11 protein-coding genes are annotated in these 15,162 nt (G+C 71.9%); 3 read left to right on the top strand and 8 right to left on the bottom strand.

Annotated elements, in window-relative coordinates:
- Positions 1–9: 9 nt before the first annotated feature.
- Entirely contained in the window at positions 10–2,739 is a 2,730-nt protein-coding gene (locus OG729_RS34895; protein WP_405809930.1) for a LuxR C-terminal-related transcriptional regulator, read from the bottom strand.
- A gap of 441 nt (positions 2,740–3,180) precedes the next feature.
- On the opposite strand from OG729_RS34895, the gene OG729_RS34890 reads away from it, so the two are divergent.
- Positions 3,181–4,566 (top strand): MFS transporter, encoded by a 1,386-nt coding sequence (locus OG729_RS34890; protein ID WP_405809928.1) that lies wholly within the window; start codon positions 3,181–3,183, stop codon positions 4,564–4,566.
- An 83-nt stretch (positions 4,567–4,649) separates the two neighbouring features.
- Here the strand turns inward: OG729_RS34890 and OG729_RS34885 are convergent, their stop codons facing one another.
- From OG729_RS34885 to lnt, 4 genes are all read right to left on the bottom strand, one after another.
- The gene (locus tag OG729_RS34885) at positions 4,650–6,569 is read right to left on the bottom strand and encodes a helix-turn-helix domain-containing protein (protein ID WP_405809927.1); all 1,920 of its coding nucleotides are present in this window, start codon (positions 6,567–6,569) and stop codon (positions 4,650–4,652) included.
- A gap of 109 nt (positions 6,570–6,678) precedes the next feature.
- Positions 6,679–7,494: a 3-hydroxybutyrate dehydrogenase gene (locus tag OG729_RS34880; protein WP_360875611.1), complete on the bottom strand. Its 816-nt coding sequence runs from the start codon at positions 7,492–7,494 to the stop codon at positions 6,679–6,681.
- A 55-nt stretch (positions 7,495–7,549) separates the two neighbouring features.
- Complete coding sequence (locus tag OG729_RS34875) at positions 7,550–8,032, bottom strand: NUDIX hydrolase (RefSeq protein ID WP_405809925.1); 483 nt, start codon at positions 8,030–8,032, stop codon at positions 7,550–7,552.
- 10 nt (positions 8,033–8,042) lie between these two features.
- A complete protein-coding gene (gene lnt / locus OG729_RS34870; RefSeq protein WP_405809924.1) occupies positions 8,043–9,662 on the bottom strand; it encodes an apolipoprotein N-acyltransferase in 1,620 nt (539 codons plus the stop codon).
- Between the two features lie 195 nt (positions 9,663–9,857).
- Between lnt and OG729_RS34865 the strand changes: the two genes are divergently transcribed.
- Complete coding sequence (locus tag OG729_RS34865; RefSeq protein WP_360875615.1) at positions 9,858–10,931, top strand: O-antigen ligase family protein; 1,074 nt, start codon at positions 9,858–9,860, stop codon at positions 10,929–10,931.
- Positions 10,932–11,064: 133 nt separating this feature from the next.
- On the opposite strand, the gene OG729_RS34860 is transcribed toward OG729_RS34865, so the two are convergent.
- Together OG729_RS34860 and OG729_RS34855 are read right to left on the bottom strand one after the other, a co-directional pair.
- Positions 11,065–11,625 carry a hypothetical protein gene (locus OG729_RS34860; RefSeq protein WP_360875617.1) on the bottom strand — a complete coding sequence of 187 codons (561 nt, stop codon included), beginning with the start codon at positions 11,623–11,625 and terminating at the stop codon, positions 11,065–11,067.
- Positions 11,626–11,665: 40 nt separating this feature from the next.
- Positions 11,666–12,439, bottom strand: coding sequence for an aspartate/glutamate racemase family protein (locus OG729_RS34855; protein WP_360875619.1), 774 nt, complete (start codon positions 12,437–12,439; stop codon positions 11,666–11,668).
- Between the two features lie 58 nt (positions 12,440–12,497).
- On the opposite strand from OG729_RS34855, the gene OG729_RS34850 reads away from it, so the two are divergent.
- Entirely contained in the window at positions 12,498–13,670 is a 1,173-nt protein-coding gene (locus tag OG729_RS34850) for a glycosyltransferase (protein ID WP_405809922.1), read from the top strand.
- A 15-nt stretch (positions 13,671–13,685) separates the two neighbouring features.
- On the opposite strand, the gene OG729_RS34845 is transcribed toward OG729_RS34850, so the two are convergent.
- Complete coding sequence (locus tag OG729_RS34845) at positions 13,686–14,993, bottom strand: TerD family protein (RefSeq protein ID WP_405811385.1); 1,308 nt, start codon at positions 14,991–14,993, stop codon at positions 13,686–13,688.
- Between the last annotated feature and the right edge of the window lie 169 nt (positions 14,994–15,162).

Below are 15,162 nucleotides of genomic sequence, written 5' to 3'. Positions count from 1 at the left end.
AGCCCCACTTCAAAGCCCCCGGCGTGCCAGTTCACTGCGTGACCGCACCCCCAACTTCCGGTACACATTGCCGAGATGAAACTCCACCGTCTTCGGACTGAGGAAAAGCGCCGCCGCCGCCTCCTTGTTGGTGGCACCGCCCGCCACCAGCGCGGCGATACGGCTCTCCTGCTCGGTGAGCTGTCCGCAGGCCGTCCGGGCGGCGCGCCCACCCGCCGCGCGCAACTCGCTGCGGACCGCCTCCTCCCACGGGACGGCGCCAAGCGCCCCGAAGGCCGACAGCGCCTCCTCCAGGGCGTCTCGCGCCTGTGGGGTGCGTCCTGTACGGCGCAGCCACTGCCCGTGGCAGAACACGGTCCGCGCCCGCTCGAAGACGACGGCACCACGCGCATGCCATTCCAGAGCCTCATGGAAGGCCGCATCGACGGCACCGGGCGTGCCGTGACCGTCGGCCTCCAGCAGCAAGGCGCGGCAGCGGGCGCTTACCGCAAGCGCCCAGGAGGGGCCCGAGCGCCGCATTTCGGCGTCGAAGCGGGCGTACTCACCCGCCGCCTCCCCGATCCGCCCGCTGCGTACGTACGCCTCGATCAGGTTCGCCGCCCACGGGGCCACCGACGGGTCCTCGATTCCCGAGCTACGCGCCAGGGCACCGGCCCGCTCGTAACCGGCCACCGCCTCCTCGTACTTGCCCGCGCCGAGCGCCAACAGGCCCTCGGCCACCGCGACCTGGCCCATGACGAGTTCGAGGCCGTGCGCCCGCGCCACTCCGGCGGCACGGGCCAGCACCGCTCCGCACTCCGTGACCCGGCCCTGCGCGGCCTCGAGCCGCCCCAGCGCGACCAGCCCCTGGGCCAGCGCAGCGGTCTCCATCCGACGCGCCGCGCACTCCACCGCTTCCATCGCGTCAGAGCGGGCGCCGCGCCAGTCCCCGGTCCACAGCCGGATCCAGGCCCGGCAGCCGAGCGCGGCGGCGCGCAGCGCCACACACGCCCCTCGCTCGGCGCCGGGCTGCTCCCCCAGTACCCGGTCCAGCAGCACACAGGCCGCCTCGTACTCCTCCAGCCAGCCCAGCACTTCCGCCCGCCCCACCAGCGTCCTTGCCGCCTCGCCGGCCTTCTGCGCCAACAGCAGTTCGCCGGCCTGCGCGCGTTCTCCCCGCAGGGCCAAGACCTGCGCGAGATGGACGGCCGCGGCCTCCGCCAGGTCCCCGCCGCACAGCCGGGTGAGCCGGTACGCCTGCCACGCACTGCCCAGTGCGGCACGGCTGTCCGCCGCGCGGACCGCGGAATCGGCCGCCTCCAGCAGCAGTTCGGCCGCCCGGGTGGGCTCCCCCGCCAGCCGCCCGGCCGCATCGCGCAGCACCCGGTGCGCGGTCCGCGGGTGCCCGGTCGCACCGCGCTGGCGTGCCCGGATGACGCCCAGTTCCTGGCGCAGCGCCGGCTCGCGGGCGAGCGCCATCGCCTTTCCCAACAGCACCGGTACGTGCTCCGCGGCTCCGGCCCGCTGCCGGCAGCCCGCTGCCAGGCCCAGCAGCCGGGCCGCGTCGTCGTCATCGTCGGCGAAACCCGCGGCGCGCTCGTACAGTTCGGCGCACGCGTCCGGGTCCGCCTCCGCGCTCGCCGCCGCCTCAATGGCCCGCGCCACGGCCGGGCTCGGACCGATGTGTGCGGCGGCCAGGTGGCGTGCAGCGGCCGTGCCGTGCAGGACCTGCGCGAGCGCCCGGTGGACCGCGCGCCGCCGCGATGTACAGGCGTCGTGGTACGCGACCAGGCGCAGCCGCCGGTCGGCGAAGACCAGCCGCCCCCGGCGCAGTTCGAGGACGCCGTCCTCTTCGGCGGGCAGTAGCGCGTCGGGCTCAAGGCCGAGCAGCGCCAGTGCGCGCTGCACGTCGCCGCTGGGGCCGTCGCCGGCCGCGGCGGGCACGAGCAGGGCGTCGCGGGCGGTGGCAGGGAGCCGGGCAAGCGTCGGCAGATGGGAGTCGCGCAGCCGCTCACCGGGGGTGAGCGGGTCGTCGAGCGGCATGTTTCCCGCACACTGGCCCGGCGTGAGGGCGAGCGGCAGTTCGGTGAGTGCGAGCGGATTGCCCTCCGCGACAGCGAGCAGCCGCTCGGCGACGTAACGCCGGAGCGGATGCGGGGCGGACTGCTGGAGCAGGGTCCGCGCGTCGGCCGGGTCCAGCGGTCCCAGCCGCAGCTCCGGTACGCCGGTGACGGCCGGGCGGATCGCGGACGTGGCGGCGGAGCATCGGTGTTCCGCGGTGAGGAGCATGGCGATCGGCTCGCCCGCGATGCGCCGGGCGACGAAGAGCAGCACCTCCATGGACGGGGCGTCCAGCAGATGCGCGTCGTCGATCGCGAGCAGCAGAGGACGCCGGGCGGCCGCGGCGCCGAGCAGACCGAGGACCGCGGCGCCGACCGCAAGACCGGTGTCCCCGGGCCGGTGGCGCCCGGTGGCCAAGAGGTGGCCGAGCAGATCGCGCTGGGGTGCGGGGAGCTGCGGCACAGAGCAGCGGTGCGCCTGGACGACCTGGTGCAGGCCCGCATAGGACAGTCCTGATTCGGCGGCAGTGCCCGCGAAGTACACCGATCGGAAGGTGGCGTCGAGGGTGAGGAAGCTGCGGAGCAGGGTGGTCCGTCCCAGCCCTGGTTCTCCTATGATGAACAGCGCACCGCCACGCCCTGATGCCGTGTCACGGAGCAACCGGGCCACCGCTGATGTTTCGACGATCCTCCCGAGCACATGCACATTGCGCGCGGCGATCCGGGAATCAGACGCGACGCCCCCGCGTCTCCGGTGCCGCTTCCCCCCTACGCCAGTCTGGCACGCGACGGTTCACCAGAACCGGGAAGTACCAGACATTCACCCGGTCGCGCAGCGCCTGCCCGGCGGTGGACCGGGCGTTCCCACTGTCCTGGACCCGGACAGTCAGCGCCGGCCGTCATGACGACCCTGGATTCTCGTCCCCTCAGGCCGGACCGCGGACTACCGGGTCGCGGCGCATCGCCTCACGCAGATCGAAGAGGAGCTCCTTCGCTTCCTGATGTCGGCTGTGCGGCATGGTGGTCGCGCGCACACTGACCCTCCGAACTGTGGTGTCCCACCACATGTGCCCCTGACCTGCGTCTTCCTACGGTGTGGCGACACGCAATCGTCCCCGCCAACTGTCCGGAAGTGGTGTCCATGGCCGCCCCCGCAACCTCTCCACCAGCTCCCAGTTCACTCAAGCGCATCGTCGCCGCGAGCCTCATCGGCACCACCATCGAGTGGTACGACTTCTTCCTCTACGGATCGGCCGCCGCGCTGGTCTTCAACAAGCTGTTCTTCCCCGGCTCCGACCCGCTCGTCGGAACTCTCCTCTCCTTCCTCACCTACGCCGTCGGGTTCGCCGCGCGGCCTCTTGGGGCTCTCGTCTTCGGGCACTACGGCGACCGGCTCGGCCGCAAGAAGCTGCTGGTGCTCAGTCTGCTGCTGATGGGCGGGGCGACCTTCGCGATCGGGCTGTTGCCGACACATGCCACCGTCGGGTCCGCCGCGCCCGTGCTGCTCACCGTTCTGCGGCTGGTGCAGGGCTTCGCGCTCGGAGGTGAGTGGGGCGGGGCCGTGCTGCTTGTGTCGGAGCACGGGGACGCGAGGCGGCGCGGGTTCTGGGCCTCGTGGCCCCAGACCGGGGCACCCGCAGGGCAGTTGCTTGCCACCGGGGTGCTCTCCGTGCTGACGGCGTTGCTGTCGGATGCCGCCTTCACCTCATGGGGCTGGCGCATACCGTTCCTGCTCTCCGGTGTGCTGGTCGTCGTCGGTTTGTGGATTCGTCTCTCTGTCGATGAGTCGCCGGTCTTCAAGGCCGCGCTGGCGCAGGCCGAGGCGCGCAAGGCCGCCGTCGGCCGGCAGGCCGAGAAGATGCCGCTCGTCGCCGTGATGCGTCACCACTGGCGCGATGTCCTGGTGGCGATGGGCGCGCGGATGGCGGAGAACATCAGCTACTACGTCATCACCGCCTTCATCCTTGTGTACGCGACGACCGCGGTTCAGATGAGCAAGCAGACTGCGCTCAATGCCGTACTCATCGCCTCGGCCGTGCACTTCGCCGTGATCCCGGCCTGGGGCGCGCTGTCGGACCGGATCGGGCGCAGGCCCGTGTATCTCATCGGCGCGATCGGCGTCGGCGCCTGGATGTTCCCCTTCTTCGCGCTCATCGACACCGGCAGCTTCGGCAGTCTGCTGCTCGCCGTCACGGTGGGGCTTGTGCTGCACGGGGCGATGTATGCGCCGCAGGCCGCGTTCTTCTCCGAGATGTTCGCGACGCGCATGCGGTACTCCGGGGCGTCCATCGGCGCGCAGTTCTCCTCGGTCGCGGCAGGGGCCCCCGCGCCGTTGATCGCTACGGCGCTGCTCGCCGACTACGACTCGTCGACCCCGATCGCCCTGTACGTCATCGCCGCAGCTCTGCTCACCGTTGTGGCCATCGGCTGCGCCCGGGAGACCCGGCACCGGGATCTCGCCGCAGTCGAGGTGGAGCCGGTGGACGATGCGTCTGCGGCGCGCACTGCGGATGTGCGGACTGCCTGACGGGCGACGCGGACTGCCGACGGGCAGAGCAGGGCTCGCATCTGCCGCGCGGACCTCCCGAAAGGGGTCCGCGCGGTGGTGTGTCAGCGGGAGACGGCCGAAGTCATCGCGAGCAGCCGCAGCGCCAGTTGGATCTCGAGCGCCCTCGCCGGCGACTGCCAGTCGGGGCCGAGCAGGCGGCCTATTCGTTCCAGGCGCTGAGCCACCGTGTTCACATGGACATGCAGATCGTCCTTCGTACGGGCGGGGCTCATGCCGCTCGCGAAGTACGCGTCGAGCGTGCCGACCAGGTCGGTGCCGCGCCGCCGGTCGTACTCGACAACCTGGCCCATCGTGCGCTGTACGAAGCCGTCGATGTCGCCGGGGTCGGCCAGCAGCAGGCCGAGGAAGCCCAGATCCTGTGCGGCAGCTCCCTGCCCCGCCCGGCCGAGTAGGCGCAGGGCGTCGAGGCAGCGGTGCGCCTGTGCGTACGCACCCGCTATAGGGCTCGGATCACCGGCGGGCGCGGCGACCGGGGAGGACGCTCCGACGGTGACCGACTCCCTGAGCGTGCCGCCCAGTTGTTTCGCGGTCTGGCGCGCGAGGTCGGACGCGCTGTCGTCGGGGCCGAGCGGCAGCAACAGCACCGCACCGCCGTCGCGGGCCGCCGCAAGGCCCGAGCGGGTGGCGGCCAGGTGCGAGGCGGCGGACCACAGGCGCTGACGGTCCACGGTCTGCCGGTCTGCGCCCTGTTGGTCTGCGCTCAGTCGGTCGGAGGTGCCCCGACCCGCCGTGTCCGTGCCGGGGGCGTCGGTCCGGGCCGCCAGCACCACATGCGGGACGTCGAGATCGGCATGGAGCCGCGCCGCCCGTTCGCGCAGCAGCCGGGGGTCCCGGTCCGCGGCGTCGAGGAGGTCGTCCAGCAGCTCGCCTCGTACGCGCTGTTCGGCGTCGTGGGCCGAGCGCCGGGCGAGCAGCAGCAGCGAGGTGACCATGGCGGCCCGCTCCAGGGTGCGCTGGTCGACGGGGTCGAGGTCACGATGGCCGCGGAGCACCAGGGCGCCCAGCAGTTCACCGCCTGCCGAGACCGCCGCCACCCAGTCGTCCCCGTGGCGCACCGCACGGCCGTCTGCGCCGGTCGCGTCCAGGTCCTCGTCCGTGAACTCGACCGTGCCGTCCAGGACTTCGGAGAGCGCGGCGGCCACATCATGGACGCCGCCGCCGCGCAGGACCACTTTGGTCAGCCGGTCGTGGACCTCCGAGGCACGTTCGATGACGCCGCTGTGGTCGCGGATGATCTCGTTGGCCCGCTCCAGCTCGGCGAGTGCCGAGCGGGTCTCCGCCAGCAGGTTCGCCGTGTCGATGGCGACGGCGGCATGGGCGGCGAAGGAGCCAAGCAGCGCGACCTGTTCGCGTTCGAAGACTCTCGCCCGGCGGTCCGCGGCGAAGAGCACGCCGATCACCTGGCTGCCGAGCATCAGCGGCACCCCGAGGATCGCGACCAGCCCCTCGTCCTTTACTGCCGTGTCGATCGCCCTGGTGTGCTCGAAGCGGGCGTCGTCGAAATAGCTGTCGGTGACATAGGGCCGGGCGGTCTGGGCGACGAGCCCGCCGAGCCCCTCGCCCATGCCGAGCCGCAGCTGCTGGAAGCGCGCCGACACGGATCCTTCGGTGACGCGCATATAGGTGTCACCCGCCGACGGGTCGTTCAGGCTCAGATACGCGACCTCGGTGCCGAGCAGCGAGCGGGCTCGCTGCACGATCGCCCGCAGCACGGCGTCGAGATCCCGCAGGCCCGCCAGGTCGTGTGCGGTCTCGAACAGCGCGGACAGCTCGGCCTCACGCCGGCGCCGTCCCTCCAGCTCGGCGCGGACCCGCAGCGCGAGCTGCTTGGCCTGCTCGAGGTCGGCGAGCTCGTCCGGTCCAGCGCCGCTCGCACGGGCGAGCAGCACCGGCCGGTCGTACGCCTCAGCGGCGGCACCGCGTGCGAGGAGCTCCAGGTAGGAGGCTTGATCGTGGGACATGGACACAGGATTACCTGCCGTACGGGTGGTCGCACCAGACCTGTGGACGACGAAGCCTATGTGGACAACGGTGTCACCCGCCGCCGGCCGCCTTGGGACAGCGGGAACGTCAGTGGGCCGTCCAGCCGCCGTCGAGGGTGAGCGAAGTGCCGGTGATGAACGATGCCTGCGGGGTACACAGATACACCACCGCTTCGGCGACCTCCTCGGGCTCGATCAGCCGCTTGATCGCGGAGTCCCTGAGCAGCACGTCGGCCAGTACGCGCTCCTCGGCCACCGAATGGGCCGCCGCCTGATCGGCGATCTGCTTCTCGACCAATGGCGTACGCACATAACCGGGATTGACACAGACCGACGTCACCCCGTGCGGCGCGCCCTCCAGGGCCGCGGTTTTGGAAAGCCCCTCAAGGCCGTGTTTGGCGGACACATAGGCGGACTTGAAGGCAGAGGCGCGCAGCCCATGCACGGAGGAGATGTTGACGATACGGCCCCACCCCTGCGCGTACATGTGCGGCAGCGCTCCCCTGATCAGCCTGAACGGTGCTTCCAGCATCACGGTGAGCACCGTGTGGAAGACGTCCGGCGGGAACTCCTCGATGGGCCGTACCAGTTGCAGTCCGGCGTTGTTGACGAGAATGTCCGCGCCGGCGGCAGCGGCCTCCGCCGCATCGAGATCGGTGAGGTCCAGGATCTGCGGTTCGACCGCGCCGGCCAGTTGCGCGGTGTGCGCGGCGAGGGCGTCGAGACCTTCGGCGTCCCGGTCGACGGCCCTGACCTTGGCCCCGGCGGCCGCGAGCCGCAGCGCACAGGCGCGGCCGATGCCGCCCGCCGCGCCGGTGACAAGTGCCGTACGGCCGCCGAGGTCGAGATCGACCGTACGGGAGTGGTGATGGGGTGCGGGACCTGATGTGGTGGGCACGGTCATGCTTCGCACCCTAGGCAGCGATCATCCCCCAACCGATGTGGTCACCACCCACACTTCACTGCTCAATGGTGGGTTGGAACCATGCCGGCCCCTCGGTAAGGGCTTGCTTGATCCGGAACAGGGCGAACTCCTTGAGCTCCGGCAGCGCGTCCGCGGCGAACCAGCCCACCTCCAGCGACTCGTCGTCGTTGACACGCGCCTCTCCGCCCACGGCGCGGCAGCGGAAGGTGATGTCCATGTACTGGCAGCGGTCGCCGTTGGGGTAAGTGACCGGCTTGCGCAGCGCCTGGACGAGCACGACCCGGTCCGCGACACAGCGCACCGCGGTCTCCTCGTACACCTCGCGCACCGCGGCGACGGCCGGCTGTTCCCCCGGCTCCGGAATCCCGCCGATGATCGACCACTTGCCGGTGTCGGCACGTCTCCCCAGCAGCACCCGGCCCTCGTCGTCGAACACGACCGCGCTGACGCCCGGCAGCAGGAGCAGCTGATGGCCGGCGGTGGCCCGGAGCTCGCGGATGAAGTCAGGGGTTGGCATGCGCTCGACCCTAACCGGCTTCCGCCGAGCCCTGCGTCGCCTTCCGTGCCTGCCGGGCCCGGGCCGCCGGGACCAGGACCCAGCCCAGGCCGCCCAGCGCCACCAGCACCAGGGCCCGCTCCGGCCAGGTCCCCATCCGGGTCGCCAAAGTGAGCGAGGAGCGCAGCGGCACCTTCGCGACCAGCGCGTCGGGCGTGAACATCCTGGTCCGCTGGACGATCTTCCCGTCCGGCATGATGACCGCGCTGACGCCGCTGGTGACAGGGACGACGACGGAACGCCCGTGCTCGACGGCCCGCACCCGCGACATCGCCAGCTGCTGATACGTCATTTCGCTGCGCCCGAACGTGGCGTTGTTGCTGGGTACGGAGATCAGCTGGGCGCCGTGCGTGACCGTGGCCCGCGCCGCGTCGTCGAAGGCCGCCTCGAAGCAGGTGACCATGCCGACCTTGGTGCCCGCCAGGTCGAAGACACCCACCCTGTGGCCGGGGCCGAAGTCGCGTCGTACCCGGTCGACGTCCGAGCTGAAGAGCCGTACGAAGGGCCGCATCGGGATGTACTCGCCGAACGGCTGCACATGACGCTTGTCGTACGTGTCCACCGGCCCGCGCGCCGGGTCCCACTCGATCAGGGTGTTGCGGAGCTTGCCGGTTTCGGGGGTGACCACAGCGCCGACGACGGTCGGAACGCCGATCGCCTTCACCGCGTCGTTGATGACGATCCGGGCGTCGGGATTGCGGTACGGGTCGAGATCCGAGGAGTTCTCGGGCCACAGCACGAAGTCCGGCTGGGGCACCTTGCCCGCCTTCACGTCCGCGGCGAGCTGCAGGGTGCGACGGGCGTGGTTGTCGAGGACCGCGCGGCGCTGGTCGTTGAAGTCGAGCCCCAGGCGGGGCACATTGCCCTGGATCGCGGCGACGGTCGCGGTGCCGTCCTCGGCGGAGTCGTCGACGAGCGGCAGCGCGGCGAGCGCCGCGGTCACCGGGACGAGCACGGTCAGGAGCGCAGCGGCCGCCGCACGGCGCGGCAGCTCACCGGTGCGCCGGTACGTGCGGACACGCCGGGCCGTCTCGTACAGCCCGAATCCGCACAGCACGACCGCGAAACCGAGCAGCGGCGTCCCGCCGAGTGCCGCGAGCGGCAGGAAGAAGCCGTCCGCCTGGCCGAAGGCGATCTTGCCCCAGGGGAAGCCGCCGAACGGCACCCGCGCGCGGGCCGCCTCGCCCACGATCCAGACCGCTGCAGCCCACACCGGCCACCCGGGCAGCCGGGTCACCGCGGCGATGCCCATGCAGGCGAGCGCGACGAAGAACGCTTCCGCGGCGGCCAGCGCGATCCACGGAATCGGGCCGACCTCCTCGCCGGTCCAGACGAGCAGCGGCAGCAGAAACCCGAGACCGGTGAGATAGCCGAGACCGAGCGCGGGCCGCAGCCGCCGTCCGTACAGCGTCCAGCCCAGCAGTGCGAAGGCGAGCGGTACGAGCCACCACAGGGGCCGTGGCGGGAAGCTCAGAAAGAGCAGCACACCGGACAGCGCGGCGGCACCCGGCCGTACGAGCCGGCGCAGCAGAGAACGGCCTGCGGCGGGGGCGGCCTGTGTGGTGTCGGCGGAGGTCATGGTGGTGCTCACCCGCCGGAGTCTACGGCGGCATGCTGTGCCCGCGGCAGTCCGGTCGGTCTCGCCACGGGTGGTGGGTGAGGCAACGTTCCTGCGCAACCCATCCACAAACACCCGTCTCTGCCGTTACCGTGTGCGCCAGTCCCTGCCACCCGACCCGGTTCGGCTGTTGCGGCAGGGCCCGTCACAGGTCGGGGGGTCGACGGGATGACTGCACCGGACGGCCGGTCCGCGGCGCAGGAGCGCGGCAGCGCGACCGACGTTGCCGGCGTCGTCGTCCTCAGCGGTTGCGCCGTGTGGTCGCTGATCAGCGCCGCGGGGCGGGAAGCCAGGCCCGAGGGTGTGCTGCTCGCGGTGTTCGCCGTGGCCGCGGGGTACGCCTGCGGCCGTATCTGCGGCACGCTGCTGCCGGTCGCCGCGGCGTCGGCCACGGCGCTCGCCGCGCTCGGTCTGGCGATCGCTTCGCGGCAGGGTGTACCCGGTGGGAACGTGGGCGCGGCCACCCAGCCCGGGCACACGGGTGCGGGGGCCGCGCTGCTGGTCCTCGCCGCGGGCGCGGCCTGCTGCGCCGCCTCGGCCGCTCGTCCGCCCGCACTGCGTTTGTGCCTGCGTCTGCTTGCGCCGGCCGTCGCGTGCACGGCGCTGGCGCTCGGATCGGTGGTGGGGTTCGCGGCCGCGCTCGGCGTGCTTCTCTGCTCGCTCGCGGCGGTACGGATGCGCCGGCGGGCCCTCGCGCTCAGCGGCCTCGCCCTCGCCACCGGGCTGGTCGTGGCCGCGTCGTGGGGTGTGGCCGAGGACGCCCTGCCGACCGGGCTCACGGTCTCGCTGGAGGGCCAGTTGACGCAGAACCGGGTGGCGCTGTGGCAGGACGCGGTCGCTCTCGCCAAGCAGGAACCGGTACGCGGCGTGGGCCCCGATCGCTTCGGCAAGCTGAGCGCCACGGCGCAGCAGTCCCTGGGCTCGGACGGCAAACCGCACTCGGCCTCGCTGCAGCAGGCGGCCGAGCAGGGTGTCGTGGGGGTGGCACTGCTGGCGGCGGCGTTCGGCTGGATGCTCTACGGCTTGCTGCGCTCGCCGCGCTCCACGCCGGTGGTCCTGAGCGCCGGCGCGGCGCTGGCGGCGCTGGCGGTCCTGGCGAGCGTGGGCAACGCGCTGAGCTTCGCGCCCGTGACGGCGGGCGCGGGGCTGCTTGCGGGTCTCGCGACGGCGCGCGTGGCGGGCGAGGGAGTGGCGGAAGGTTCCCGGCAATTGACCCGCCAGGCGGGCAGTAGCGCGCTGTAGCGGTTGTACGAGTGGCGGAGCCGCGATCCATTGCGGTCAGGGCGAACCACGCGCCTCCCGGCGACATTGCCGGCGCCCTCGGCGACGTGACGCTGCAATCGAGCGCGGGACTGCGACTCGGGCTGACCGCCGCCTACGCCTTCGCCGCCCTGCCGGCTCCCGTCAGGCCCAGGCGGGCCCGGATCGCCTGCACCGCCGCCTCCGCGTCGTCCACCGTCACCGTGAAGATCCTGCCGTCGCCCAGCGTGACGACCACGCCCTCACCGCGGCGTACGACCACGGCCGTGCCCTGCTCCGGGCGCCAGCGATAGCCCCAGCCGCCCCACTGGCAGGGGGTCACCTTGGGTGCGAACTCCGCATCCACCACATGGGACAGCGGGATCCGCCGCCGCGGCAGGCCGATATGGCCGCAGCGCACCTCGACGCAGTCGCTGTCGACCTTGACCGACACATGGACGAAGGCGAGGGTCCCGTAGAGCATCATCAGGCCCACCGCGATGAGACCGATCACTGACATCAGCACCGGGGCGGTGCCCGAGCCCCATGACGAGTCGACGGCCAGTTCGACGGCGAGCGCGATGCACGCCGCGCCCGCCGCGGCGAGCAACCACTGAATGCGGTTTGTCGCACGGCCTGTCCAGATGGCGGGCAGGGGCTCTGCCGTGTGCCCCGAGTCGCCGGAGTGCTCCATCATGCCTAGCAGAGTACTCAAACAGTGACCGCGTGGCATGCCCTCAGTGCGCGGTGGTCACTGCCTGTAGCAACAGGCCTTCTTCGTAGCTGAGTGCCTGCTCGGGCAGGGCGGAGTCGCGGCCGCTGAGCAGCACCGTGAGGCGGTTGCTGGGCGCTGCGTCGGGCGCGGGCTGCTCACCGATTCGGCGTAGTGCCTGCGCGGCGACCGCATCCGCCGAGCCGTGCAGGACAACGGGGTGTCCGACCGCGGCCCGGATGCGTTCGGCGACCAGTTCGTAATGGGTGCAGCCCAGGACGACGGCCCTTACATCCCCGGGCGTAAGGGCTGCCGCTGCCGCCACCGCCCGGTCGATGGCGCTCTCGTCCGCCCACTGCACCGCGTCCGCGAGCCCCGGGCAGGGCACCTCGGTGACGGCGACCGAGTCGGCGAATTCCCGGATGAGTCCGCGCTGGTACGGGCTGCCGGTAGTGGCGGGCGTGGCCCAGATCGCGACGGGGCCGCCGGCTGCCGCGGCCGGTTTGATCGCCGGGACCGTGCCGATGACCGGGATCGCGGGCTCCAGCTCGGCGCGCAGCGCGGGCAGCGCATGCACCGACGCGGTGTTGCAGGCGACGATCAGCGCGTCGGGCCGGTGCACGACTGCCGCCCTCGCCGCGGCGAGCGCGCGCCGGGTGAGATCCTCCGCGGTACGAGGCCCCCAGGGCATGCCGTCAGGGTCGGAGGAGATGACGAGATCCGCGTCCGGCCGCAGCCGACGTACCGCGGCGGCCGCCGCGAGCAGGCCGATTCCGGAGTCCATGAGCGCGATCTTCACCCGGTCACCATAGTCGACTGCCCTTGCGGTACTGGTGGGGTGGGGCAGACTGCGGCGAATGAGCGTCGTTGCCTGGACCGCCGTGGGATCACTGGCCGCATGGGGGTGGCTGCTGCTCGGGCAGGGCTTTTTCTGGCGTACGGACCAGCGGCTGCCCCGCCGCGAGGCCCCCGACAGCTGGCCGGATGTCGCCGTCATCGTGCCCGCGCGGGACGAGGCGGAGGTGCTGCCTCTCAGCCTGCCGTCGCTGCTGGCGCAGGACTACCCAGGCCGCGCGGAGATCGTTCTGGTCGACGACGGCAGTACGGACGGCACGGGCGAGCTGGCACGGGCCCTGGCCGAACAGCACGGCGGGCTGCCGCTGCGTGTGGTCTCACCCGGCGAGCCGGAACCCGGCTGGACCGGAAAGCTCTGGGCGCTGCGGCACGGCGTCACGCTCGCGAGAGAGCGTGAGCCCGAGTATCTGCTGCTGACCGACGCCGACATCGCGCACGCGCCCGACAGTCTGCGTGAGTTGGTGGCCGCTGCCCGCACCAACGGCCTCGATCTGGTCTCCCAGATGGCGCGGCTGCGGGTCGCCGGCGGGTGGGAGCGGCTGATCGTGCCCGCATTCGTCTACTTCTTCTCGCAGCTCTACCCCTTCCGATGGGTCAACCGCCCGGGGTCGCGGACGGCGGCCGCTGCGGGCGGCTGCGTCCTGTTGCGCGCGCAGGCGGCCGAGCGGGCGGGCGTGCCGGAGTCGATCCGGCAGGCAGTGATCGACGATGTGTCGCTGGCGCGGGCAGTACAGCGCTCAGGCGGCCGGATCTGGCTGGGGTTGGCGGACGGGGTGGACAGCGTGCGGCCGTATCCACGGCTGGCGGACCTGTGGCGGATGGTGTCGCGCAGCGCGTACGCCCAACTGCTGCACAGTCCCCTGCTGCTGGCCGGGACCGTGGTGGGGCTGGCGCTGGTGTATCTCGCGCCGCCCGTGGCCGTGTGCCTCGGCGTGCTCGGGAACGACGCGGCCGCCGGCTGGGCCGGGGGCCTGGCGTGGGCGGTGATGACGGGGACGTACCTGCCGATGCTGCGCTACTACCGGCAGCCGCTGCTGCTCGCTCCGCTGCTGCCCTTCACCGCGCTCCTCTATCTGCTGATGACCGTCGACTCGGCGGTGCAGCACTACCGCGGGCACGGCGCGGCCTGGAAGGGGCGTACGTATGCCCGTCCCCAGGCCACGCCGGATCGGTGACGTGCCCAACGAGGGTTACTTCCTGCCGGGCGTCCAGTTCATGCCCCAGCCGTAGGTGTAGTCGATGGTGCGCTGCGGGCTCACGCCGCGCTCCGGGACCAGGAAGCGGGCCTCCCGCTGCACCACGAGATCCGAGCCGGTGTTGGTGATCAGCGCCAGCGCGCAGACGGTCGACGGCACGGTGCACTCGCCGAGCGAGAAGTCGATCGGTGCGCCGTGCTGCGGCTGGAGCGTCACCGTCGCGTCCAGATCGGCGAAGCTGCGCGCGCCTTCATAGATGGTCACAAAGATGACGACTCGGCGGAGCCGGTCCTTGTGGTCCAGATTGATGGTGAGGTTCTCGCCGGATGTGCCGCCGGTGCGGTCGTCGCCGTCGAGATGGATGTACGGGGGCTGATGGAGCGCGCCGAAGGCATTGCCGAGGGCCTGGACCACGCCCTTGCGCCCGTCGGTGAGTTCGTACAGGGCGCACAGATCGAGGTCGAGGTCGCCGTGCATGGCGACGGCGCGGCCCAGCTTGGCGCCCCAGCCCTGGAACTGCTTGCGCACCTGCCAGCTGAGGTTGACGCGCATGGCACCCGAGGTGCCGCCCTGCTTGCTGAGCGAGACGGACGGGGTGTCCTTCGTCAGCGTCACCTTGGTGAGCCGTACGGGAGTGGACGGCGGCGTCGCGGGCGGAGGCGGGGCAGTCACCGGAGGTGCCACGGGCGCAGGCGGCGTCACCGCAGCGGGCGGGACAGGGGCAGACGGCGCTACCGGGGCAGGAGCCGGGGCCGGGGCCCGCTGCGGCTCGTCGACCGTGATGCCGAAGTCCGTCGCCAGGCCCTCGAGTCCACTGCTGTAGCCCTGCCCCACCGCGCGGAACTTCCAGGCGCCCTGCCGCCGGTACAGCTCGCCCAGCACAAAGGCGGTCTCGACCGTCGCGTCCTGGCTGTCGTACCGCGCAATCTCCGTGCCCGAGACCGCGTCAAGCACCTTGATATGGAGCCCGGGCACCTGCCCGAAGCTGCCGCCGTCGGCCGAAGCAGCCAGCACGATCCTCTCGATCCCGGGCTCCACGCGCGCGAGGTCGACCCACACCTGGTCACTCACACCGTCCGGCGCGGTCCGCTTCCCCTCGTGGCGTACGGCTCCCGAGGCGTGCGCCGGCTGGTTGTAGAAGACGAAGTCCGCGTCCGAGCGGACCCTTCCCGACGCGAGGAGGAGCGCCGAGGCATCGACGTCCGGCACGCCGGGCCCTGAACGCCAGCCCAGTTCGACGCGCACCTGCTGCGCCGGCACTGGAATATTGGCTCCTTTTAGCATGGACATGCTCGCCCCCATCGCGAGTCGGGGTGCCCGAAAGTTCATCTGCCGCCAACCTAACGCCCCAGGCGCCTCAGCTGCCCGGGCCGACCCGTGGGTAACCCGCTCTCAGCTTGCCCTTTACAGGATCGATGCGCTGCCCGGCGACCGTTTTTCCCAGATTCGCTCGCATTGGGGATCCGCCGTC

It is taken from the genome of Streptomyces sp. NBC_00210 (genome assembly GCF_045160975.1).
GTDB lineage: Bacteria > Actinomycetota > Actinomycetes > Streptomycetales > Streptomycetaceae > Streptomyces.
Note: the sequence above shows the minus strand (reverse complement) of the source record. Positions and strands in the feature narration are given on the sequence as shown.